This is a genomic window from Winogradskyella sp. ECml5-4, from assembly GCF_036903175.1.
In the GTDB taxonomy this organism is placed as follows: domain Bacteria; phylum Bacteroidota; class Bacteroidia; order Flavobacteriales; family Flavobacteriaceae; genus Winogradskyella; species Winogradskyella damuponensis.
Window position 1 is genome coordinate 1 of the sequence record NZ_JAYJLF010000005.1, and the last position, 18,690, is coordinate 18,690.

15 protein-coding genes and 1 tRNA gene are annotated in these 18,690 nt (G+C 32.1%); 2 read left to right on the plus strand and 14 right to left on the minus strand.

Annotated features, from left to right (window positions below; all coding sequences use genetic code 11):
* Positions 1-164 precede the first annotated feature (164 nt).
* Positions 165-593 carry a hypothetical protein gene (locus VDP25_RS04830; RefSeq protein ID WP_334467420.1) on the plus strand — a complete coding sequence of 143 codons (429 nt, stop codon included), beginning with the start codon at positions 165-167 and terminating at the stop codon, positions 591-593.
* A gap of 598 nt (positions 594-1,191) precedes the next feature.
* Here the strand turns inward: VDP25_RS04830 and VDP25_RS04835 are convergent.
* The 9 genes from VDP25_RS04835 to VDP25_RS04875 form a co-directional block, all read right to left on the minus strand.
* Positions 1,192-1,872, minus strand: coding sequence for a hypothetical protein (locus VDP25_RS04835; RefSeq protein ID WP_334467421.1), 681 nt, complete (start codon positions 1,870-1,872; stop codon positions 1,192-1,194).
* A gap of 4 nt (positions 1,873-1,876) precedes the next feature.
* Entirely contained in the window at positions 1,877-3,181 is a 1,305-nt protein-coding gene (locus tag VDP25_RS04840) for a tyrosine-type recombinase/integrase (protein ID WP_215928820.1), read from the minus strand.
* Between the two features lie 54 nt (positions 3,182-3,235).
* Positions 3,236-3,308 (minus strand) — tRNA-Met (locus VDP25_RS04845).
* A gap of 164 nt (positions 3,309-3,472) precedes the next feature.
* Complete coding sequence (locus tag VDP25_RS04850; RefSeq protein WP_334467425.1) at positions 3,473-4,321, minus strand: leucine-rich repeat domain-containing protein; 849 nt, start codon at positions 4,319-4,321, stop codon at positions 3,473-3,475.
* Between the two features lie 134 nt (positions 4,322-4,455).
* Positions 4,456-4,638, minus strand: a complete 183-nt coding sequence (locus VDP25_RS04855; RefSeq protein ID WP_215928816.1) for a CPXCG motif-containing cysteine-rich protein — start codon at positions 4,636-4,638, stop codon at positions 4,456-4,458.
* A gap of 11 nt (positions 4,639-4,649) precedes the next feature.
* Positions 4,650-5,969, minus strand: a complete 1,320-nt coding sequence (locus VDP25_RS04860) for a TolC family protein (RefSeq protein WP_334467429.1) — start codon at positions 5,967-5,969, stop codon at positions 4,650-4,652.
* Complete coding sequence (locus tag VDP25_RS04865) at positions 5,959-9,156, minus strand: efflux RND transporter permease subunit (protein WP_334467430.1); 3,198 nt, start codon at positions 9,154-9,156, stop codon at positions 5,959-5,961. Before VDP25_RS04865 ends, VDP25_RS04860 begins: the two co-directional genes overlap by 11 nt.
* Positions 9,156-10,295, minus strand: coding sequence for an efflux RND transporter periplasmic adaptor subunit (locus VDP25_RS04870; protein WP_334467432.1), 1,140 nt, complete (start codon positions 10,293-10,295; stop codon positions 9,156-9,158). The genes VDP25_RS04865 and VDP25_RS04870 overlap by 1 nt, the downstream gene beginning before the upstream one ends.
* 73 nt (positions 10,296-10,368) lie before the next feature.
* Positions 10,369-12,279 carry an ABC-F family ATP-binding cassette domain-containing protein gene (locus VDP25_RS04875; protein WP_334467434.1) on the minus strand — a complete coding sequence of 637 codons (1,911 nt, stop codon included), beginning with the start codon at positions 12,277-12,279 and terminating at the stop codon, positions 10,369-10,371.
* Positions 12,280-12,391: 112 nt separating this feature from the next.
* Between VDP25_RS04875 and VDP25_RS04880 the strand changes: the two genes are divergently transcribed.
* Positions 12,392-12,799, plus strand: a complete 408-nt coding sequence (locus VDP25_RS04880) for a DUF983 domain-containing protein (protein ID WP_334467436.1) — start codon at positions 12,392-12,394, stop codon at positions 12,797-12,799.
* On the opposite strand, the gene VDP25_RS04885 is transcribed toward VDP25_RS04880, so the two are convergent.
* The 5 genes from VDP25_RS04885 to porK form a co-directional block, all read right to left on the minus strand.
* The gene (locus tag VDP25_RS04885) at positions 12,800-13,843 is read right to left on the minus strand and encodes an NAD(P)/FAD-dependent oxidoreductase (protein WP_334467438.1); all 1,044 of its coding nucleotides are present in this window, start codon (positions 13,841-13,843) and stop codon (positions 12,800-12,802) included.
* Between the two features lie 119 nt (positions 13,844-13,962).
* Positions 13,963-14,874 (minus strand): type IX secretion system ring protein PorN/GldN, encoded by a 912-nt coding sequence (gene porN, locus VDP25_RS04890; protein WP_215928802.1) that lies wholly within the window; start codon positions 14,872-14,874, stop codon positions 13,963-13,965.
* Between the two features lie 69 nt (positions 14,875-14,943).
* Positions 14,944-16,515: a type IX secretion system motor protein PorM/GldM gene (gene porM, locus VDP25_RS04895; protein WP_334467441.1), complete on the minus strand. Its 1,572-nt coding sequence runs from the start codon at positions 16,513-16,515 to the stop codon at positions 14,944-14,946.
* A gap of 49 nt (positions 16,516-16,564) precedes the next feature.
* Entirely contained in the window at positions 16,565-17,200 is a 636-nt protein-coding gene (porL, locus tag VDP25_RS04900; protein WP_334467443.1) for a type IX secretion system motor protein PorL/GldL, read from the minus strand.
* An 83-nt stretch (positions 17,201-17,283) separates the two neighbouring features.
* Positions 17,284-18,630 (minus strand): type IX secretion system lipoprotein PorK/GldK, encoded by a 1,347-nt coding sequence (gene porK / locus VDP25_RS04905; protein ID WP_443089851.1) that lies wholly within the window; start codon positions 18,628-18,630, stop codon positions 17,284-17,286.
* Positions 18,631-18,690: the final 60 nt, after the last annotated feature.

The following is an 18,690-nucleotide window of genomic DNA, read 5'->3' on the forward strand; positions in this document are numbered from 1 at the left end:
TATATAAAAAATTGCTGGTTTTGGGCTAAATCAAAGGTCGTTGCAAGTTTGCTACGTCTGAATTTCCTTCGGAAATTCCTCGCACGCAAACCCGCAACTTTCCATATACTAAACCGTTGTACACAATTTAATCGAAATATAAACTTAAAAACAAATTAAACGACATGAAGAAAATCTTATTATTAGTATTTGTAATTTCAAGCCTTACTTTCAACTCTTGTTCATCTGATGATAACAGTTCAAATGGCAGTGAATATCCAAAAACAGTGAATATTAAATTTGAAGTAATTGCATCAAGAAATTCTGAAGCAATAATTAATAGAACAATAAATAATGATACTCAAATTGATAATGCGGATAATTTACCATACACTTTTTCATATACTCAAACTGAAGTGAATAATGGAACTTATTTAAAAATGACTTATCTTGAAAATGGTAATTACACGGCTACAACTGGAGGAGGAACAAGTTGGACAGATTATACAGCCGAACTGAATATTTATGTTGACAATCTAATAGTTAAAACTCAAACTTTTAATATTACAGCAAGTGATTTCGGAGTAAAAGAAATCGACTACACATTTGAATAATAAAAACCGTGTACAACACCGTGTATAATAATCACAAAATGATCAAACAGTATTGAGAATCTTTTTAACTAAGAATCCTATACAAAACCTGAATTCATAGATTCCATATTAATTTAATCAATCCTATAAAAAAGGTAATGGATTTATTGAAATTTGGTTAATCAATCCTCATAATACTCTAAAATATTTTATTTAGCGTAAAACAAACGTTTGTTTTACGCTAAATAAAATAATAAAGAACTAAAATTGTTTTTATTCTTAAACAAATAGGGACTAAAACGTCGCCTCCACAATAATAATACAGCAGAGGTGTTATTTAGTAATAGCTATCTATTTCTTCAACCACACTAAAAAACATATTAAAAAAATTAAACCTTATGGCTTTATTTAGACTATTGAAAAGAAGCAACAGAGGTTCGTTCTAATAAACAATTTTAAACAGTAATACAATTTCCAATTGTTCTTCTAAAAAACAACATTAACAAAAGACCTAAAAAGGAATAAAAAAACTTAATATTCTAATTTTCTTACTGACTTTATCTACAATACACTATTTCAATTTTTTCAATATTATTTTTTATAATATAAAGTAAGGATATCATTTTTTTATATAACCTTTCCTAATCTGAAAGACCGTTTCTAAAAGAAAGTCTTCAGCATCTTCTTCGGTTATTAAAGGCAATTTATTTTTGTTTTTTATTGACGTTTTAGTTGCCACATTCTCTACAGAGTCATTCGGTTTTACTGAATTTAAATTTAGAACGTTCTTTATATCCGTTAAATCGTTTTCTATAAATTTTAGAACATTGACCTTTTGCTTTTCTAATGATTTATTTGGTAGTATTATATGTGATTTTAAATCTTCTACATGTTTTAAAAAAACTTGGGTCTGTGATTTAAATGATTTTTTGGTTTCTTCCCTTAAATCAGATATATCAATTTCTATATTATTTTCCATCCAATTCGATACATATAATACAAAATTGACATGTTCTAAATACTTCTCTAAAAAAAAATCAAACTTATGCTTTGGTAAGCGTTCACTTTGATCGATAAGCTTAAAGATGTTATCATTTAAAATCATCGCTTTACCCAATATCTGATAATGAGAGGGCTCATCATTTAATAATTCGCTATCAAACCCTTTGCTATCAATTAAAACAACTGTATTTAAGGCCTTGTTATGCTCTAAATCTGGCAACAATCGTGATGGTATATAAAACACAAAAGATTTATATAGATTCTTCCATAGCTCGGTAAATAATTTGTCCAGCTCCATAGCTCTATTTTATGTGTTCTGAATAATCTTCGGGTAACTCCGCGTCAATATCTCTAAGATATTTTTGAAGGGCTGACATCGATGAATGACCTGTGATTAACATAAGTTTACTTTTAGCTTCAAACGGTGAAGAACCTTTTACCAAAGCGCGGTACAGTTTTGTAATATAGGTATGTCTGAAACTATATAAACCATAATCTTTACCAAGTCCAAAAGGATCTTTAACCACTTTTTTAAAACGCTTAGAAAAGTAATCTCGTTTATTATCTACATCGGTTTCCCACTTGCCTCCTATCTGCTCTGGGGTAAATAAACATAACGACTTGTCCATTTTAGATAGATCAGGCAAATCATTAATTAGTAAATCTGGAATAATTTTTGTTTTTAAAGGACTGTTTTTAGCTTTAAACTTTATTAACTTATTTTTTAGGTCAATATCACCTACTTTTAATCGACAAACTTCGATAGGTCTCAAAAAATTATAAGAGATAAATTTAATGTACAACAGTAACAAGGCATCTTGTTTTTCAAGAAATGTATAGATTTCTTCTTGCTTTTCATTACTATACGTTTTATTTCGTTGTGGTATGCTTTTTAATACTGGAATCCGTTTCATGAAATTCGTAGCCACGATATCATTATCTTCCAAAACTTGTATTAAGCTACTTAAATCAACTCTAAAATTGTTGCGGTTTCGCGCACTTGTATTTACAAGTACATGGTTTAAAAACTGTGTAACAAGTTTTCTATCAACTTTATCTATCGTGCTTATTTCTGGATGCACATCTTCAACCCATTTTAAAAAATTCTTGATTCTATTCTCATAGGCTCGCTTAGTGGTTTTGCTTAATAACTTTTCTTTGAGCTTTAATCCAAAGTCAAAGGCTTCCTTTATAGACATAATAGGCACACTCGCTTCCTTTTCTTTAGTAGTATCAACTCCTGAATATTGTGATGCCTTAGATGGTTTAAAATCGCCTTTTCGTTTGGCTAACAAGGCTGTATTATCTTCAAAGGGATTAAATCCTTCTTTTAGTAGTTTGAGTAAGGTTCGTTTATATACCGTTAATACAAAAAGACGATCTTCTTTAGTGGTATATTTATTCGCTTTTCCATAAACATTTTGCATACGTTGCAATTTTCCTGTTTTAGGATTGCGATAAGAAAAATAGACATACCAGCGTTTGCTCAAATCACCTTTGCCTGTATAAATTTTTGGTATGGAAAATAAATTCTTCAATGGGAGATTGTGTTCTAAATCGTGTTCACTTTCGTGTTCAAATGTAAGAATTCTGTTCAAATTAGACATAAAAAAAACGGCTTAGCGTGAACTAAACCGTCTGTTTTAAGCAATTCTACTTAGTAGCGGGAACAGGACTCGAACCTGTGACCTTCGGGTTATGAGCCCGACGAGCTACCTACTGCTCTATCCCGCGATTTAATCTTAAAATGATTTTCTTAGCTTTTAACTTTCGGTTCATAATGCCGACTCAATCATTTTAGGAATGCAAAGATAATACTTTTTTTAAACTATGAAAGACTAAACAAAAAAAAACGCTCAAATTTATTTTGAGCGCTATTATTTTAATCCTGATAATGATTAATCATCATCGTTTTCTTCGTCATCTAAAGTCGCCAAGACTCCTTCATTTAAATTTGATTCGTCTAAATCAAAATCTACAATGTTTGGTAATTGCTCTTTTAAAACAGCATAATTACCTTCAAATTTATTGTTACTTAATAACAAAGTTTTCAAGCTTTTTAATTCTACTAATACGCCTGGCAGGTTTCCATAAAATCCATTATTTGATAGTACCAATTCTTCTAATTGGGTTAATTCACCTATTGACTTTGGAATTGTTCCTAATAGATTATTATCAAAAACACTTAATACTTTTAAAGATTTTAACTTAGATATGGTGCTAGGTAATCTACCCATAAGTAAATTACTACTTAAAATTAAGCTTTCTAATTTAGTTAGATTTCCTATAGATGACGGAATCTCTCCAAAAAAATCATTATTAAATAGTTCTAAAGATTTTAAATTAGTTAAAGCTCCTATATCTGAAGGTATAGCACCATTAAATTTATTTGAGAATAACTTTAACTCTTCTAAACTAATCATGTTTACTATAGTTACTGGTAATTCTCCTTCTAATTTATTGAATGATAAATTAAGAACTTTTAAATGTGTTAAGTTTGAAATTGACTCTGGAAGATTTCCTATTAAGTTATTAAAACTTAAGTTTATTCCAACAACATTATCTCCTTCTAAAGTAAGTCCGTACCATTTTGAAACTGGTTGTTTTAAATCCCATGAATGATTCCAAGAATCACCATTGGTTGCAGTATATAAATCTACCAATGCTGTTTTTTGATCCTGAGAAACATTGGCATACGAGAGTACTGATATTAAGCAGAATAATAGTGTTATTTTTAGTGTCTTCATGGTTAGTAGAGTTTTTTGTGGAGGGACACAATAACAGTACGAATATAGTAACTATGACTACAAACTGCAACTTTTTTCGATGAACTACATGCTCAAAATACATAAACTCCTAAAAACGTGCACTATAATTATTTTTACTGTTCTATATTTTCAGCTAAAAAACTTATAATATCCTGTCTTTCAACGACAACTGAAACTTGGATTGGATTACAACAAATTTCACAATCTTCAATATATTTTTGATGCTTTTGAGAGACATCGATTAGCATTGAAATTTGCTCCCAACAATAAGGACATTGAAAAAAATGTTCATGCATTGTATTTCAATTTAAAACTGAATATTCAATAATTCTCCACTAATTTGTAGCACCTCTAACTCAGATAATTTGGCAGCAAATTTTGCTTGATTTCGACTTAATTCGGCATTAAGTAAATTTACTTGTGCTTGTCTAAATTCAATAGAATTAACTTGTCCTATTTTGAATTTTTCTTGTGTACGATCAAAGTTATTTTGAGCCGTTACAATATTCTTTTCTTGAATATTATAAATTTTAAGCTTATTCTGGTAATTATCCCAAGCATTATTGAAGTCTCGTTCTATATTAAGTAAAATATTTTCTTTTTGAAGCTTTTGGGTTTCAAGATTTATCTTAGCGTTTTTTACACGTGTTATGGTTGCCCCTCCATCAAACAGATTCCAACTTAAATTTAAACCCGCAGACAAACCTGTGTTTGTAGAAACCGCTAAAAGTGCCACTGCATTATTATTATTTTTGTTCCAGCCATAAGTTCCCGACAACCCAACTGTTGGTAGATAAGCAGATTTACCAGAACTAATATCAAGTTGACTAATTAAAATATTTTTTTCTGTTTGAAGTAATGCTACATTTCGAGACTTTGCTTTTTCAAATAAACTATCTTTATGAAATTGAAGCGCAAACTCAACGTCTGTTTCAACATTAAAATCATTGGAATAAACATCTCCCAAAACTAATTTTAAATCACGCTTAGCAATTTTTAAATCTTGTTTGGTATTAATAATATTAATGCTATCTGTGTTAATATCCACCTCTGCATTTAACACCTCTAACTTGGTACTCTGACCGTATTCAAACTGATATTCTGCTCTTATTAATCTATCTTTAGTATTATTCAAAGTTTCTTCTAATGCATTTAGATTATCTGAAAGCTGAGCTACATTATAATACACTGAAAATAGCTGAAGTATAGTTGTTTCTATAGTCTCTCTAGCTTGTAGTTCTGACAATTGATATTGCTCTTTTAACCGTTTATAATTATAACGTCTGCCTAAACCATCAAAAAGGGTGTAATTCAAACTCAAACTGGCATTATAATTAGAACTTTCTGCACCATTTAAAACGGCATCTGGCCTACCGTCAGAAAATTCGGCTTCAGTATTGTCTAAATTATAGTTTGCACCTGTATTACCTGTAAGTGTAGGCAAAAAACCTGTATTAAGAATATTGGTATTATTCTCTGCAACTGCAACTGCATTTTTAGCAATTTTTACACCATAATTATTTTCTAAAGCTAAAGAAACGGCCTGCTCTTTAGTTAAAATTTCTTGTGCTTGCAAACCAATACAGTATGCAAAAAACAGAAATGCAAGTATATTTTTAATGTTCATTTGCTTCATTTTGTTCTTTAATAGCACGTTCTACTTCTTCTTTAGTCACCTTATTTCCTGTAGCTAACCATTTACCTCCTTGTTTAATACTATTGCTAAATGATAAAAATAATGGCAAAACCAATAAGGTTAAAACCGTTGCATACGCAATTCCGAAAGAAATAGAAATAGCCATAGGCTTTAAAAATTGTGCTTGTCTACTTTTCTCTAATAACAATGGTGCTAAACCAGCAATAGTTGTTAATGAAGTTAAGAAAATAGCTCTAAAACGCGACTTCCCTGCTTCAGACAATGCCAAATCAAAAGCCATACCTTCTCTAAGATTGCTATTGAATTTACCTATTAAAACTAGACCATCATTCACCATAATACCAATCAAGGCTATAATCCCTAAAAGGGATAAAATATTAACTTGAAAATCTAACAACCAATGCCCCCAAGCTACAGCTGTTAAACTAAACGGAATTAATAAAAGAAGTAAAAACGGTTGTGAGTAACTTCTAAATGTAAATGCAATCGTGATATAAATTAATATTAAAATAATAGGACCTGCTACACCTAAAGAACCAACTAATTTATCTTTTTCTCTATTCTGCCCTTCATAAGAAGCGTTTATAGTTGGATGCTTAGATTGTAACTGAGGTATAAACACAGTTTTAATATCATCCATGATATCTGTGGCACTTGTACTCGGATCTTTTAGATCTGCATACACTTGTATTTCTCGTTTACCTTCGAGGTGATTTATAGCAACATCGCCTCTAGCAATACTGTAACTTGCAATATCTTTTAATGTTACACGTTCGCCTGTTGGTGTTACAATACGCATAGCGTCTAAATCGTTAATAGAACTTCTATTTTCTCTATCGTAACGCACCCAAACTTTAATTTCATCTTGTCCTCGCTGAAAACGCTGTGCTTGCGCACCAAAAAATCCTGAACGTACCTGAGCCATTACGGTTCTTAAATCGAGTCCCAATAAATAGGCACTTTCTTTTAACTCTAATCGGATTTCCTTTATACCAGCAGGATCATTATCACCAATATCCTTAAGTAATGGATTGGATTCCAGATACTTTTTAAGCTCTAATTTGGACGCTTTTAATTCTTCAATATTATTACTTAATAAAGAAACTGACACAGGACTACCGCCAAAGTTTCCTCCTGAACCATAAATTAATCGTTCTGTACCTATTACAGGGCCAACTAATTCTTCTAATCTATTAGTAACTAAATCTGATTTTATTTCGTCTGGACGTTCTTCTCCTGGTAATAAATTAATTCTTAATCTCGCGCTAGAACTACTACTAATTTCTACTATCGTATTTTCAAATAATTGTTTACCAGTACCTTTAAGAAATTTCTCTGTCAGTTCTTCATTTACAATAAATGCTTTCTCTTCTATCATAGAAATAATAGAATCAGTAATTTTTACATTCGTTCCTGCAGGCATTACTAGTTCTATATTGGCAGCATCACTAGCGACTCTCGGAAACATCGTAACACCTATCACACCTCCACCAAGCGACCCAAGTGTTAATACTAGCAAAGCAACAAAAACGCCTAATGAGAATAATTTAAATCTTAACACACGATTTAAAATAGGTGTATACACGCTATCTCTTAAAAAAGACATTAGCCGATCTCCACCGTTATTAATAGCTCTCATAAATGAGAAAAACTGTTTTATTTTTGAAGGATTTTCATCAATCTTCTGAGCTCTTAACGCTTTAGAATGCGCTAAGTGAGCTGGTAAAATAATTAGCGCTTCTACTAAAGACACCACTAATGTTAAGATTACAATGACGGCAACTTCACTAAAAAACTCACCGATTCTACTATCTAAAAAGAAAAACAAAGAAAAGGCTAAAAGCGTCGTAATAATTGCAGATACCACAGGTGGAATAACTTCCATAGTACCATCGATAGCCGCTTGAATTGGACTTTTTCCTTTTTCGTAATGCTGATAGATGTTCTCAGCAATTACAATACCATCATCCACCAAAATACCGATAACGATAATCATCCCAAAAAGCGACAATACATTAATAGTAACGTCAAATTGAGCGGCAAATATAAACATCCCTAAAAATGAAATAGGCAGACCAAAAGCCACCCATAATGCCAAACGTGTATTTAGAAATATCGATAAAAACACTAAAACCAGAATCATACCAACAATAGCATTTTCCGCTAATAATTGGGTTCTTTGTTTTAAAGTCACAGATAAATCTCGAACCACATCTAACCTTATATTAGTATACTTTTGGTTATACTCTTCTATATAGGCATTTATTTTATCTGCTGATGTAATTAAATCTTCATTATTAGTACTTGTAATCGAAATGTTAACAGCCAACTCTTGATTAAAATAGGTCGCATTTGGTGTTTCAGAAAAACGATCTCTAATGACCGCAATGTCTTTTAAACGAATTACTTTTCCGTCCGAAGACGCTCTTACAATAATATTAGAGAGCTCGCTACCGTAATATTGTTTGTTATTCGCTCTGATTAAATACTCCTCTGCAACCGTTTTTACATTACCACCGGTAACTAAAATATTGGCATTAGTGACAGCTGCTGCCACCTCATTAAACGTAAGGTTATAGGCTAATAAATCGAGTTCATTAACGGCTATTTCAATTTCTTCCTCGGGAAATCCCGAGATTTCAATTTGAGAAATACCATCAATTGCTCGTAAATCTGTTTCTACTTGGCGTGCTAATTGTTTGAGTGTTACTAAAGGAATGTCTTTTCCGCTAATTGCAAAAGAAATCGTTTCTCGCACTGCTTCTTGCTTAGAAACTACTAACGGCTCCATACCCGTTGGAAACGATGGTACACGGTCTACTGCATTCTTCACTTCAAGAAGCATAAAGTCTAAACTCTCTCCTTTTTCAATTTCTACCGTAATACTTCCGCTATTTTCACGCGATGTTGACGTTACGCGATCAACCCCTTTAAGTCCTTTTAGGTTATCCTCAATTTGAAGTACAATGCCTTCTTCAATTTCTTGAGGCGAAGCACCAGGGTAAGCAATATTAATATTGATAATTTTAGACTCTGTAAGCGGAAAGAATGACGATTTTAAAGATAAAGCGCCAATAGTACCAAAGACAATAAATGCTATAATAAAAATATTTACTGCAACATGATACCTTATAAAATATTCAATTAATTTTCTCATTATTGAATAGAATCAGAAGTTACAGTATTGCCTTTTGCTGCTTTAACATGCATTCCGGCATAAGCACCAGGCACAGGTTTTCTTAAAATTATAGTCCCATTTGGCACATCCTTTAAAATAACTTTTGCATTAGAAAAGTGTACTGGTTTCACGGCTATTACATCAAGTAAACTATCGTTAACCACATATATTTCTTGACTATCTAATAATAGGTTTCTGTCAATTTCTATAGCATTCTCAACCTTTTCAGCATTCAAATTTGCTTCAAGATACATACCTTCTTTAAGGTCTGAATGTTTAACTTCGATATAAGCCGTTATAGTTTGTGTAGTTGCATCTATACTTCCATTAACTCTAGAAACTTTACCTTTATAAGTTTTACTATTATCTAAACTGGTAAGCGTAACGTCTTCACCTTCTTTTAAAACATCGGCAAAAGATTTACTAATAGCCACTTCCATTTCGTAAACTGAAGGGTTAATAAATTCTCCTAATTTCTGGCCATTTCGCACTAAAGTACCTTCAGTAACTAAGGCTTCGGTTAATATCCCTGAAAATGGTGCTGTAATTCTGTATTTTGTTAAACGCTGTTCTAGGTTTTTAACATTATAATACGCACTCACAATACCTCTACCTGTTATAAAGTAATTTTCTTTTTCGTTAGAGATTTCTGGAAGTTTTGGTGTTGTTTTATTTAAATCAAAGCTATTTAAGTACGTTTGCCATTTTTGAAATACATCAGAAAAATCTAAACGCAAATCTGGCATTATAGCGGCAATACTATTATATAAAGTACTTTTAGCAGATTGAACACTCGCGTAGTATTCTGAGGCATCCAAACGAATTAATGTTTCTCCCTTATTGAATTTCTGACCTGGTTTAAAAAGCTTTGAACCTGTTTTAAATAAACCTTGAACTTCAGAATACAACTCAACACGTTGCAAAGCAGTAAGATTTCCATTCGCTGTAATCACAATTGGTACTGTTGTGTTTTTAACAGTGTCTACAAGAACCGTTTTAACCACTTTAGGTATAACAGGTTTTGGTTTGTGTTTGTTATCTATAAGATAATTAGCATAAATAATTGCACCTATTATTAATGCAACTCCTAAAACGGATAAAATAATTTTTCTTAACATAAGCTCGTTGGTCGTCAATAATTTACAAAGCTAACTTTATAGCTAAGTGAAGCCGTTAAAAAAATCTTAATTATTAACTAGAAATCTCATCGAGCTCAAACTGAACCGCTTCCCAGTCGCTCATTAATTTCTCTAAAGCCTTTTTCTTTGCTTGATATTCATCAAAAAATTTAGGCTCTGAAGCTGTATTATCATAATCTGTTGCCAATTTTACATCATCAGCTTTAATATCTTTTTCTAGCTGATTGATTTTAGATTCAATATTGCTCAACCTATTATTTAACGATTTTAATTTTTTCTGATCTTCGTAACTTTTCTTATTGCTTTCCTTTGGTTTGTCTGCTACTACAGTTCTCTTTTCAGCTTCTCTTAAGTTTTCAAGATTACGTTGTTCTAAATAAAAATCAATATCGCCTAAATATTCTTTGATGTTTTGATCTTTAAATTCGTAAACCGTATCCGTCAAACCTTGAAGAAAATCTCTATCGTGGGAGACTAATATTAAGGTGCCTTCAAACTTTGTCAACGCTTCTTTTAATACGTTTTTAGATTTAATATCTAAGTGATTCGTAGGCTCATCCATAATAAGCACATTTAGTGGCTGCAATAATAGCTTAGCCAAAGCCAAACGATTTCGCTCTCCACCAGAAAGGACTCTTACATATTTTTCTGCTTCTTCTCCTCTAAACAAGAAAGACCCTAAAATATCTCTAACTTTACTTCTATTGGTTTCATTTGCCGCATCAATCATGGTGTCTAAAACCGTTTTATTTCCGTCTAAATACTCTGCTTGATTTTGTGCGAAATAACCAATTTGAACGTTATGTCCTAAAGTTAGTTTACCTTCGTGTTCAAGTTCTCCTACAATAATTTTTGCTAAAGTTGATTTCCCTTGTCCGTTTTGCCCAACAAATGCGGTTTTAATATCACGTGGTACCGCTAAATTTACATTATGCAATACTTGTAAATCGCCATAACGTTTAGACACATTTTCTAATTCTACAACCACTTTTCCTGGTGTAATAGAAACTGGAAAATTTAAAGACATTACACTATTATCATCTTCATCAACTTCAATACGATCAATCTTATCTAATTTTTTAATCAGCGATTGCGCCATTGTCGCTTTAGATGCTTTAGCTCTAAACTTTTCAATAAGCTTTTCGGTTTGTTCAATCTTCTTCTCTTGATTTTTTTGAGCTGCTAATTGCTGAACCTTCATTTCCTTACGCAAAGCTAAAAATTTGGTGTAAGGCTTATTGTAATCGTAGATTCTACCTAATGAAATTTCAATGGTACGATTGGTAACATTGTCTAAAAACATTTTATCGTGAGATACAATAACTACTGCTCCGCTATATCCTTTTAAAAAGTTCTCTAACCAAATGATAGACTCAATATCTAAGTGGTTAGTAGGCTCATCTAAAAGTAATAAGTCATTATTTTGAAGTAGAAGTTTTGCTAATTCAATTCGCATTCTCCAACCACCAGAGAATGTATCTGTTAGTTTATTAAAATCTTCACGTTTAAAACCTAATCCTTGAAGAATTTTCTCTGTTTCTCCTTGGTAATTGTAACCTCCTAAAATTTCGTATTGATGTTGAACATCATTCAAATCAACCATTAATTGATGATAGGATTCACTTTCGTAATCTGTGCGCTCAGCTAATTGCGTGTTAATTTCTTCAAGCTGCGCTTCACATTTTTTAATCTCTTTAAATGCTTGATAGGATTCTTCTAATACCGTTTTACCTAAATCGAAGTCAATATCTTGCTTTAAAAACCCGATTTTCATATCCTTATCTGCTGCAATTTGACCAGAATCAGCTTCTTGTTCTTTTGACAAAATTCGAAGCATAGTAGATTTACCTGCTCCATTTTTACCAATTAAACCAATACGATCTCCAAGACCGAGTTTAAATGTAATTTCTTCAAAAAGGTATTCTCCTTGAAATGATATAGAAAGATTATGGATATTTAGCATAAGTTTTTTGAATAATACAATTGCGATTTTGAGTTACAATTGTTACAATGCTTCAGTTATATTATTTTATCTTCGCATTGTCTTAGAAAACGCAAAAGTAAAGGTTTTAGTTATGATTAGAAAAGGAATGAAACTTTATAGTATTCTTTTTGGTGTATGTCCAAAATGTCACCAAGAATCCATGTATCAGAATAAAAACCCTTATGTGCTTTCGGAAGTTATAAAAATGCGAGAAACATGCTCGCATTGTAAGACTAAATATCAAATAGAGCCTTCTTTTTTCTATGGCTCAATGTATGTAAGCTATGCTGTTGGTATTGCTTTTGCCGTAGCAGCATTTATTATTAGTTATAATATATTAGGATTTTCTTTAACGATTGCTTTTATAGCTATTGTTGTTACACTAATTGCATTTATGCCTGTAATTATGCGTCTCTCTCGTAATATTTGGATTAATCTTTTTATGAGTTATGACAAAGAATTGGTAAAAAAATCGACTACAGAATTAAAACAACATTAATTACTCAAAACGCTTAATATTAATAGCGTCATCTAACTTTTCACCTTTTTCTATAAATCGAAATAGTTTACCTGCCACATAAGGCGCAATCATAACTCCTCTTGTTCCTAAGCCATTTAACACATAAATATTATTGTGTTTTGGATGTCTACCAACCAATGGACGTCTATCTTTTACAGTAGGTCTTACTCCTGCAATATGATTAACAACTTTAAAATCACATTTAATAAATGTCTTTAATTTTGAAGTTAATTCTTCTTTAGCTAAGGCTGTTGGTCTATTCGTTTTATCAAGATTATTATATGTAGAGCCTACGTTATACAAATCATTCCCTAAAGGAATAATAAATACTGAAGATTTAATGGCATAATCAATTTTTAAGTCGGGTGCTTTTATCACTAAGATTTCCCCTTTAGAACCTGTAAGCGGAATTGTACTGAAATACGGGTTTTGTTTTATACCAAAGCCTTCTGCAAATACAATTTGCTTTGCCTTTACATTTTCGTATACAATAGATTCATTATTAAATTGAATATTATCATAAATAAACGATTGTTCTTCTAGGCAATTAGTTTCTCTAAGAAGGTTTTTGTAACTCGTTATAAGCATTTCTGTATCTAAACGACCTGCATGTAAGACTTCACCAAAGCCATAAGGAGCATCAATTTCAGAATTATTATTTTTAATAAGTTGAAGCGAAAGGTAAGGTTCTAAAGAAGGCTTGTCTGATGCCGTAAACCATTTATTCTGCTCTTCAATAGAAGTAAATCGTCTTAATATTCGAAGTTTATAATCTACTTTTATATTCAGCTCATTTTCAATTTTAGCATATAAAGGCAATGCTAATGCGAGCTGTTCTTTAGCCATCCAAACTTCAGAGAATCGTTTCAAGATAACCGGGTTATATAATCCTGCCGCTACTATAGATGATTGCTGAGAATCATCGTCAAAAACAATAAACGTTTTATTATTGGCTCTTAATTCTTCACAAAAAGAGATGCTTGCCAATCCACATCCTACAATGATATAATCTACGTCTTTCATTACAGCAAAAGTAAATAAATATAGACTCTAAAAGACTTAGGAAGACAGATAAAATATTGATTGCAAAAAAAAACGCTCACTTAAAAAGTGAGCGTTTATATTATTTTATGTTAAGTTAACTAGTAACTCCACATATCTTGTTCAAAGTTTCTAATCTTATCTTTGATACGTTCTGATTCTAAAAGCTGCATTAATGCATTTTCTGCAACGTAATCTTTTACTTCTCTATCACCATAAACATTTTCTTCTTTATAAATAACTGAACTAAAACGTCTGCTATTTAATATATGATCAAATGAAAGTGGTACAGCACTATTCTTATTATTGAAAGCCTTAGCTTCATGAAGAATATCTCTTAATTCAGGATAAAAGATCCAAAATAAACCAATTGGTTCTTTATTAGCTTCGTCATCAGAATCAATAAAGTTAACATCTGGTGCTGCAGGTGCAATACCTAAGATACGGTACTTTAATTCACCTTGACGCTTATCAAAGTACCAAAGTCCTTTAACGAGATAAGAATTAATATCTGCAGGTCCTATTTCACGACGAATAACATACTCTTCAGGTACAAGAGAGGTATCAGAAACACCTTCTTGATTCATCCATTCAATTCCTTCATCTTGAATTTCTTCCTTTTTTAATGAAGGGGCTAAATCTTCCATAGTACGTTCTTCAGTAAAATATGAATCTGCATATACTTTTGGTATAGTACCATTATTGATGTTTTCCATTAACACCATATATAATGATTTTCTATCGTCTCCTAAATTGCTTTCAGTAGGAAAGTATAAAGGGAAATTAGCACGTTCATCTAAAACTATCTTTTCCCAAGTCATTTTAGAAAATAAGATATCTCTATCACCAACATATCCATACTCTAAAGGCTTGTCGTTATCTAGAAGTAACTGCGCTTCAGTTTTCATACCAACTTCTTCTGGTATTTTTGCATTTAGGATATTAGCTTGAGCAAACATACTGTTTGCGGCTAAAACACCTAATCCTATACATAAAAAGCTTTTTAAATTCATCTTATCTTTTATTATAATTTGGGATTTTCTTATCAAATGATAACGTTAATTATCACAATTAACTATTGATTAGTTTGTTACTTCAACCGCTACAGGAGAAACACCTTTTAAGTTATAACTAGAATTACCTGTAATCTTAGCTTTAATCTCAAAAATAGTTATTACATCACCTTTACGAGCTCTACCAATAGCTGATTTTGCTTGACTATTCATTTTAGTACCAGCAACCAATACTGTAGGTTGTCCAGGAACTTTTATTTTGAACGATGTTACACTAATTGGTAAATCGAATACGAAATCATCCAATTTAGCACCAACTGTTCCAATTTCTATGTTACGTTTAGGTAATTTTGCAATACCATCTTTACCAGAAATTGTACCTGTAGGTTTAGGAATATCTTTAATTCTAAACGTTTTTTGATCAGTTGCTGAAGAACCGTCATCTAAAGTAGCAGACACATTAATTGTAACTTCTCTACCTGTACCAGGATTCATAACATATTTACCACTACCAACCGGCTTAAGTCCTGCTCCTGTAGCTCTTACTTTATTATCTGGTACACCTGCAAAAGATATTGTCATTGGGTTAGCAACACCACGATAAACAACGTTCATCTTATCTGCAGAAATAGTTGCAGAATTTGGTCTTGGTACAACCACATAGTTACCAATAATAGGAATATCTAAAGGCTGACCATCTTCTAAGAATGTAAATTTACCTTCAATACTGTGCTCACCTACATTACCTACGTTAAAGTCTAATTTAGCTGCTCCTGTAGAATCTATAGCATTAGTTAAATCAATTTCTTGACCTTGAACATTTAATTTCGTTGGTGTTACATTAGCATATTTACCTAATACAACTCTACCTTGAAATTTCTCTCCTGCAAAAAATGCAGATTTATCAGCTAATACGATTGCTTGATAATTCTTTAATGAAGTTGCTTTACTAACTAAGTTACCAAGGAAACCATTATAGATATCAGTTTCTGAAGCTTTCACATCATTTTGCATTGCTGTTAGCTTAGTATATGATGCAATTGCAGGGAACCCTTGGAAATGGTAATCTAACCATTTTTTTTCAGCACCTTCATTATCAACAATAGGATCTAATGAAAAACGCTTTTCAAAACTTTCAATTACAGGTGCCCATTTACCTTCCTTAGGTAAAACAGCTTTAATATCATTTTTATACTTTTCTATTCTAGCAACGATTTCATCACCTCTTTTAGTATATCTATCTCCTGTAAACCAAAGTTCATTTAGCTTATCACCTTTATCCATTTCTTCATAAGGTAATTCACCATTTTCTTCTCTTTCGTATCCTCCGTTCTTTACAATATCTTTCTCTTTGACATCGCCTAGCCAATTGTAAAAATCATCAGAAATAATACTAATTTGTTTTGCCATTTGATTAGCTGCACCAAATTGCTCTGGTTTTTCTTCAGCCTGTGTATTCAACTGACTTAGAATACCTTCGTTTGAAGTTGCTGCTAATTCATTAGCGCTATCAAATTTTGTGTTCATTAAACCAAATGCAGATAATACTTCTTTTGACATGGTCATTGCGATCATTGCAATGAATACCAAATACATTAGGTTAATCATTTTTTGCCTTGCGGACTGTTTTCCTCCTGCCATTTCTAATTAGTTTTTAATTGTTTATTAATTAAATCGATTATAAAACCAATTAGTTTTTATTCATTGCAGATAACATACCACCATATACACCATTTAATGATGAAAGATTAGATGCTAAAGATTGCATTTGTTCTTTTAATTTAGTTGCATTTTCTACAGCTTCTTCGTTAATCGCTGCTTGACGATTTGCGCTTTCCACTTGTAATTTATATAGGCTGTTTAAAGATTCCATCTGAGCTGCTGCTAAAGACATTTCTTCACTATATTTCTTTTGAGCCGCCATTGAGTCTACTGTAGGAGAAATTCCTTTTGCAGCACCTTCAAAGTTTTTAATGCTATCACCTAAGCTTGCCATAAGCGCACCATCAATTTTAGCTTCTTTTAATAAATTATCTAATTTCTTAGATAATAAACCATCTGCATCTTTAGGCTCTTCTAATTTTTTCTTTTTTCCACCTAACGACTGTCCGCCGGCTAATTCTGGATATACAAGAGACCAATCTAAGTCATCTCCTTGTTTCTCAAATGCTGATATCGTAAATACAACTGCTTCAACAATCATACCTATAGTAAGGATAAGGGATCCGTAAGGCCAGTGTTGAATTTTGAATAATGCTCCAATAATTACAATTGCCGCTCCTAGTCCATAGACCATATTCATTGTTGATAATTTCTTTTTTGCCATGATTTTAATTTTTTGTTTTCAAATGAGCTAGGTTAATTAATGCTCATTTTGGATTAATATTTAGTTTAAGTTAAGTTTAATTTTTAGTTTGTAGCTGCGTTTTTAGTTACTTCAGTTCCCATATAATCTTGAACTGTTCTAAATCCGATATAGCTTCTTGCAGAATCTGCATATTCATAATCTCTTGAACTTACTTGCAAGAAATAGGCAACATCTTTCCAAGACCCTCCTCTTACTACTTTACGAGCATTATTAGGATCGTTTACATTAGGATTAATTGTTGACGAATATTCATACGATGCAGGATCATAAGAACCGTTTACCCATTCTGATACGTTACCTGCCATATTATATAAGTTGAAATCATTAGGATCGTAAGCATCAGCTTCTACAGTATACAATGCTTGGTCTGCTGCGTAATCTCCACGTAACGGTTTGAAGTTAGCCATGAAACAACCTCTATCGTTTTTAGTATAAGGTCCACCCCAAGGATAAGTTGCTCCTTGTAAACCTCCACGTGCTGCATATTCCCATTCTGCTTCAGATGGTAATCTGTATTTATTTACAGCATGCTTTCCTCTTTTCTTTCTATCTGCATTGTGATATAAAGTTCTCCATTGACAGAAAGCCTGTGCTTGTTTCCAAGACACACCTACAACAGGATATGCTCCATAAGCATCATGCCAGAAATAATCATTATGCATTGGTTCGTTATAAGAATAAGCGAAATCTCTAATCCAAGCTGTTGTATCTGGATAAATTTCAACTTCTTGCTGAACTATAACTTCAGAACGTTTTAATCCTCTATTCTTAGCTGCTTTAGCTATTTCCATATAGGTATACTGAAATTTAAATTGCTTTACATCCCAAGTACGTTGACCATTATATGATTCTTCTAATGGTAAATACATACCATCCATTACTTCGGCATACAATTCATCTGGATAATCATCAGTATCAAAATACAATTCTACATCGCGATTAATTTTTCTTTGCTCGTTTCCATAGGTATTAACCATATAGCTTTCATAAGCATTCAGGTTATTTGGATCTGAATCGATATAAGCAAACTCTCCAATATCTCCATTCCCTGGTGTTTTTCCTTCTAAGTCAGCCATTTCAGCTAATTTTAATCTTAGTGTAGAATCTCTTACCCACTCTACAAATTGACGATACTCGCTATTTGTAATTTCAGTCTCGTCCATATAGAACGCTCGAACAGTTGCTGTTTTAGTTGGAGCATCTTGTACGCCAGCTAAATCATCATCTGACTTACCCATAATAAAAGCTCCGCCAGGTACTAACGTCATCCCATAGGGCTTTTCTGGATGCCATTTCTTACCCTTAACACCTACCAATTGTCCTCGATCTCCGGAATTACAACTGGCGACCATAACTAGTACTGCTGTTAGTAAAATAAACTTCTTAATATTCATAGTAACTCTAGGTTAAATTAGTCCTTATTATTTTTGAGGTCGTAAACATATTTA

Excerpts from the sequence above, each read along its gene's own strand:
- VDP25_RS04830 (WP_334467420.1), top strand. The coding sequence starts at position 165 with ATGAAGAAAATCTTATTATTAGTATTTGTAATTTCAAGCCTTACTTTC.
- VDP25_RS04835 (WP_334467421.1), bottom strand. The coding sequence starts at position 1,872 with ATGGAGCTGGACAAATTATTTACCGAGCTATGGAAGAATCTATATAAA.
- VDP25_RS04840 (WP_215928820.1), bottom strand. The coding sequence starts at position 3,181 with ATGTCTAATTTGAACAGAATTCTTACATTTGAACACGAAAGTGAACAC.
- VDP25_RS04850 (WP_334467425.1), bottom strand. The coding sequence starts at position 4,321 with ATGAAGACACTAAAAATAACACTATTATTCTGCTTAATATCAGTACTC.
- VDP25_RS04855 (WP_215928816.1), bottom strand. The coding sequence starts at position 4,638 with ATGCATGAACATTTTTTTCAATGTCCTTATTGTTGGGAGCAAATTTCA.
- VDP25_RS04860 (WP_334467429.1), bottom strand. The coding sequence starts at position 5,969 with ATGAACATTAAAAATATACTTGCATTTCTGTTTTTTGCATACTGTATT.
- VDP25_RS04865 (WP_334467430.1), bottom strand. The coding sequence starts at position 9,156 with ATGAGAAAATTAATTGAATATTTTATAAGGTATCATGTTGCAGTAAAT.
- VDP25_RS04870 (WP_334467432.1), bottom strand. The coding sequence starts at position 10,295 with ATGTTAAGAAAAATTATTTTATCCGTTTTAGGAGTTGCATTAATAATA.
- VDP25_RS04875 (WP_334467434.1), bottom strand. The coding sequence starts at position 12,279 with ATGCTAAATATCCATAATCTTTCTATATCATTTCAAGGAGAATACCTT.
- VDP25_RS04880 (WP_334467436.1), top strand. The coding sequence starts at position 12,392 with ATGATTAGAAAAGGAATGAAACTTTATAGTATTCTTTTTGGTGTATGT.
- VDP25_RS04885 (WP_334467438.1), bottom strand. The coding sequence starts at position 13,843 with ATGAAAGACGTAGATTATATCATTGTAGGATGTGGATTGGCAAGCATC.
- porN (WP_215928802.1), bottom strand. The coding sequence starts at position 14,874 with ATGAATTTAAAAAGCTTTTTATGTATAGGATTAGGTGTTTTAGCCGCA.
- porM (WP_334467441.1), bottom strand. The coding sequence starts at position 16,515 with ATGGCAGGAGGAAAACAGTCCGCAAGGCAAAAAATGATTAACCTAATG.
- porL (WP_334467443.1), bottom strand. The coding sequence starts at position 17,200 with ATGGCAAAAAAGAAATTATCAACAATGAATATGGTCTATGGACTAGGA.